General features: G+C 31.6%; 5 protein-coding genes. 2 read left to right on the forward strand and 3 right to left on the reverse strand.

Features of this window, described 5'->3' with window-relative positions; all coding sequences use genetic code 11:
• Positions 1-88 precede the first annotated feature (88 nt).
• Positions 89-877, reverse strand: coding sequence for a peroxide stress protein YaaA (yaaA, locus tag ACI3VO_RS00350; protein WP_439756000.1), 789 nt, complete (start codon positions 875-877; stop codon positions 89-91).
• Between the two features lie 4 nt (positions 878-881).
• On the reverse strand, positions 882-1,262 hold the full coding sequence (locus tag ACI3VO_RS00355) for a PH domain-containing protein (RefSeq protein WP_439756001.1): 381 nt from the start codon (positions 1,260-1,262) through the stop codon (positions 882-884).
• Positions 1,263-1,573: 311 nt separating this feature from the next.
• Here ACI3VO_RS00355 and ACI3VO_RS00360 point away from each other — a divergent pair, with 311 nt between their 5' ends.
• Positions 1,574-2,413, forward strand: a complete 840-nt coding sequence (locus ACI3VO_RS00360; RefSeq protein WP_439756002.1) for a ZIP family metal transporter — start codon at positions 1,574-1,576, stop codon at positions 2,411-2,413.
• Between the two features lie 61 nt (positions 2,414-2,474).
• Here the strand turns inward: ACI3VO_RS00360 and ACI3VO_RS00365 are convergent, their stop codons facing one another.
• On the reverse strand, positions 2,475-3,080 hold the full coding sequence (locus ACI3VO_RS00365; RefSeq protein WP_439756003.1) for a sugar O-acetyltransferase: 606 nt from the start codon (positions 3,078-3,080) through the stop codon (positions 2,475-2,477).
• A 167-nt stretch (positions 3,081-3,247) separates the two neighbouring features.
• Between ACI3VO_RS00365 and codB the strand changes: the two genes are divergently transcribed.
• Positions 3,248-4,305: cytosine permease (gene codB, locus ACI3VO_RS00370; protein ID WP_439756004.1), on the forward strand; the 1,058-nt coding region annotated here is incomplete at its 3' end.

The raw sequence follows: 4,305 nt of genomic DNA on the forward strand, positions 1-4,305 counted from the left end.
CGGCTCCGCCGCAAACTACTCCCTCATAGGAGCTATTCAATTTTAAAAATGCAATCTAATTATAAAATAGCTCAAATTAAATTGTCAATTACTCTTTTATAAATACGTAATTATTTTTCTCAGATCTAGCTTCGCTGTATTTATAACCCATACTATTAAATTTTTTTAATTCTTCTAAGCTAGTAATATTATTTTCTGCCAAATATTTTACCATCTGACCTCTAGCCATTTTTACAATCGTTCCCTTTTCAACTACCTTGTCATCCTTTAATTCTCCAAAGACACATGTTACAAATTCAATTTTTTTATTATATGCACCTTTTTTAGTATTTATTATACTAATTTCATTCTTAGGCAGATATTTTTCTATGCATTTACTATATTCCTTTGAAGCTAAATTTATTATTAAATCAGTTTCAGAAAACAACTGCTCTGCTATTTGATCAGACCAATAATCGTATAAATTTTTATTCTGATGCTTTATTAGCTTTGCCTGCATTTCAAGTCGATATGGAACTACTCCATCAAGTGGTCTCAATATGCCGTAAAATCCAGATAAAATTCTAAGATGCTCTTGAAGATACTCAAGTGAGCTTTCATCTAAAACCTTAACTCCCATATACTGATACTGAATACCTTCATATGAAAATATTGCTGGAGTTAGTCGCTCCTTTAAGTTCATATTTTGAAATCTACTGTAGTTTAATTCGGCAATTTTATCATTGCATTTCCATATAGATTTACATTCATCATAAGATAAATTTTTTATATAATTCTTGAGTCCTTCAGCTTTATCTAAAAATATAGGCATATCTCTATATTCAAAAATATCATCACTTACATTCATCTTCTTGGCAGGTGAAACGATAATTCTCATTTTTCTAATCATTATCTACATCATCATCAATTGCATCAACCATATTTTCTCTAGTATAAACTCTTCTAGCTATTCTTTCTTGTTCAACACTTTGCGATAACAATTCTTTTACATTTTCTCCGTCTTTTACATTTACAATATCAAAATTACCTAATGTTTTATCACTAGAATTACAATGAATTGTACTTAGTCCAAAAATTCTCTGCATTAAAGTTCTGCTTAAAGATACATCTGTTATTCTATATAATCTAACCTCATCTTGTGTTTGAGTTAAAAGCCCCGAATTTATAAAAAGACGGTTACTTGTTAGACGATATGTCGTAAAGCTAAGTGGTAGTCCAAAAAAAAGTACTCTCTTACGATCTGACCATAATTCCTTTTCCATAGCATTTTCTCCTTTCTATATCCTATAAATTCATTTTTGAAAATAATTTATTTATTATTATATCATTTTTATTAGTATTTTTATTTTCTTATTAAATATTATACTATATTATATTCTCATATAAAATTCAATCCTATATGTTTATTTATATTAATACTATGTTATAATAAAAAAGTCTTATAATACTAAATTAATGCAATTTTTTCAAACATATGACAAAAACTTACTTATACTTTTTATGATATAACGCCATATGTATTACAAAACTAATAATGATACATTATATTTTCAAATTTTAGGGGGGATCAACCATGGGAAATATAGGAACTCTAATTTTAGTTACAACTATTGCAGGTGCTGTTGGAACGGGATTGGGTGGAATTGTAGGTGCTTTATTTAAAAAAGACTCTAGCCGAACAGTAAGCTTACTTCTAAGCTTTGCAGGCGGTGTAATGATAAGCATTGTCTGCTTCGACTTAGTCTTAAGTGCAATTGAAACAAAAACTAATATAAATATTATTATATTAACAATACTTCTCGGTGTAGCAATCGTATATTTATTAAACTATTTAATAGATAAACGTACTAATCCTGAGGTTCCACATATTGATTCAAATCATCCTCAAACGGCTGATGCATTAGACGAATTAATACATAGCAATCATTTAAATGAACATATTAAGAAAAAGGATAACTCTATATCTTTATTTATAGCTGGTGTAGTTATGGCATGTGCAATCGCGCTTCACAATATACCAGAGGGCATGACAATAGGGGCATCCTTTGCAAATACTGATGGTGTATTAGTAAATTCAGCGTTAATTTTATCTGTACTTATTGGACTTCATAATATACCAGAGGGGATGGCAGTTGCTGTTCCATTAATCAGCGGTGGTATGCCTAAACCAAAAGCAATATTAATAACTGCTCTAAGTGGTGTTCCTACTATTATAGGTGGATTACTTGGTTATGTTATAGGTGATATTGGACCTTTGGGACTTGCACTTAGTCTTTGCTTTGCAAGTGGTGCTATGCTATACGTCGTGTTTGGAGAAATATTACCTCAAGCAATTTTACTTTATCGAAGCAAATTACCAGCATTTTCAACTATTATAGGAATGGCAGTTGGATTGCTTATAATATATGCATAAAAATATCAGCGCCCTTAAACGTACTTAGGGCGCTATTTATTTATATGTACTTTTTAATAATTTAAAGTAAATGCATCTTTGAATCTTCTTCTGTGATTTCTCTTACTGGCTTACATGGAACTCCATAAGCAAGGTAATTAGCTGGTATGTCTTTTGTTACTACACTTCCTGCTCCGACTACAGCATTATCTCCTATCGTAACTCCACCTAAAACTACTACATTTGCCGCCAACCATACGTTATTTCCTATATGAATTTCATCTGCAAATTCAGACATAGATACATGTCCATCTGGATATTTCATAGCTATTCTCTCCTGAGCGATTAGTGGGTGATTTGTCGCCATCAATGATACATTTGGACCAAACATAACATTGTCGCCTATGTAGATTCTCGCATCGTCCATAACCATTAAATTAAAATTTGAGAAGAAATTTTCACCTATAAAGGTATGTGTTCCGTAATTAAATTGTATAGGTCCTTGGAAATAATATTTTTCCCCGATTTTTCCTATAAATTCTTTTATTATCGGCAATCTATCTTCATCGTATTCATCCATTGTATTAAATTTTTGGCAAAGAATATGCGCCTTGTGTTTTATATCCTTTAATTCCTTTGTTCTAGCATCAAATAGCTTTCCAGCAAATATTTTTTCTTCCTCTGTCATAGCAACCCCTCCTAATAATACTTTATTTATATTATAAATCTCAAAATTACATTTTTTACAAGATACTCCTATTATTTTTTTTATTATTTTGATAGACTTAAATTTAGGGATGGATATGTATTCCTACATATAATCAAAATACAAATAAATAAAGAAGGGGAGATTTTATGGAAACTAAAAACAAAAAAGTAACATCTGAAGATGCTGACTTTTCATTAGAAAGAGTACCAGATTCCGCGAGAAAAGGTTTTCGTAGTATGTTCTTTGTAATGCTCGGCTTCACATTCTTCTCTGCCAGCATGAGTGTTGGTAGTAAATTAGGTAATGGCTTAGACCTTACGAATTTTATTTTGTCTTGTGTTATAGGTGGTATAATTTTATCTGCATATTGTGGTCTATTAGCCTATATTGGTTCAGATACTGGTATGAATATGGATCTTTTATGCCGTAATGCATTTGGTAAAAAGGGATCTTATCTGTCATCATTCGTGCTAGGATTTACTCAAATTGGTTGGTTTGGTGTTGGGGTTGCAATGTTTTCAATTCCTGCAGCTCAATTATTAGGTATAAATGAATGGGTACTTACTATAATAGCTGGTCTTTTAATGACTGCAACCGCTGCAACTGGTATGAAAGCATTAGAAGTCGTAAGTACAATTTCGGTTCCTTTGATAGTAATTCTAGGTGTTTATTCTATGTTCGGAGCAACTACTGAAGGTGGTGGTCTAGTTACTATATTTAATCAATCAGCTGGACAAATAACTCTATTCACTGGTATAGGCTATGTTATCGGTTCATTTATATCTGGAGGAACTGCAACACCTAACTTTATACGTTTTGCTAAGAACAACAAGGTTGCAGTATGGACTACTGTAATTGCTTTCTTCTTAGGAAATACTCTTATGTTCTGCTTCGGTGCAGTAGGTGGTGCATTCACAGGTAAAGACGATATATTCTATGTTATGATTGCACAAGGACTTGCTATTCCTGCTCTAATAGTATTAGGTGCTAATATTTGGACAACAAATAACAATGCTTTATACACTGGTGGTTTAGCACTTTCTAATATAACTGGTGCTCGTATGAAGCTTACTACTTGGATTGCTGGTATAGTTGGTACTGCACTAGCTATTTGGCTATATTGGAACTTCACTGGTTGGTTAAATATATTAAACTGCGCCCTACCTCCAATAGGTATCATAGTAATTTTAGATTTCTTTAAAAA

This window comes from Intestinibacter sp., assembly GCF_051866655.1.
Classification (GTDB): domain Bacteria; phylum Bacillota; class Clostridia; order Peptostreptococcales; family Peptostreptococcaceae; genus Intestinibacter.